Annotated in this window: 1 protein-coding gene; it reads right to left on the bottom strand. The window is 67.1% G+C overall.

Annotated features, from left to right (window positions below):
* Positions 1-811 (bottom strand): aminotransferase class III-fold pyridoxal phosphate-dependent enzyme (locus EN745_RS35365; protein WP_145992356.1); only part of this gene is annotated, 811 nt, incomplete at both ends.

Genomic DNA, 811 nt, shown 5'->3' with positions numbered 1-811 from the left:
TTCATAGGCGAGGTCGAGCAGGCGCTGCGTCGCCTTCTTGCCCGGCGCGATCGGCGTCAGCGTCTCCGGATCGGCAACCATCTCGGCGCCGAGCAGCAGACCCTTGCCGCGCACGTCGGCGATGAAGGGAAAGCGCTTTTGCAACGCCCTCAGTTCGCCGATCAGCACGTCGCCCATCGCGGCGGCGTTCGCGATAAGGTCGAGACGATCCATCTCGCCGAGCACTGCGAGTCCGGCGGCGCAGGCGAGCGGATTGCCGGCATAGGTGTGGCCGTGCTGGAAGCCGCCGGCGGCAAGCAGCGGCTCGACCAGCCGCTTCGGTGCTGCCAGCGCGCCGAGCGGCGCGTAGCCCGAGCCCAGCCCCTTCGACAGCGCGACCAGGTCCGGCCTGCAGTTCCAGTGGTCGCCGCCGAGGAATTTGCCGGTGCGGCCGGCGCCGCTCATCACCTCGTCATGGATCAGAAGGATGCCGTAGCGGTCGCAGATATCGCGGATGCGCGGATAATAGCTGTCGGGCGCGACTAGCGCAGCCGTCGCTGCCCCGCCGACCGGTTCCATGATGAAGGCCAGCACATTCTCCGGGCCTTCCGTCTGGATCTTTTCCTCCAGCATGTCGGCATAGCGAATGCCACGCTGTTCCATCGAAAGATTGTCGCGGTCGCGCCACGCCGTCGGTGCCGGCACGGTCGGCATCGCCCGCATCATCGGCTTGAAGGTTTCGGCCAGGGCATCATCGCCGGTGACCGCGAGCGAGCCAAGCGTGCCGCCATGATAAGAGGGGAAGCGTGCGATCACCTTCCAGCGCTTGGGC

Origin of the sequence: Mesorhizobium sp. M4A.F.Ca.ET.022.05.2.1, from assembly GCF_003998845.1 — a bacterium.
Lineage (GTDB): Bacteria > Pseudomonadota > Alphaproteobacteria > Rhizobiales > Rhizobiaceae > Mesorhizobium.
Note: the sequence above shows the minus strand (reverse complement) of the source record. Positions and strands in the feature narration are given on the sequence as shown.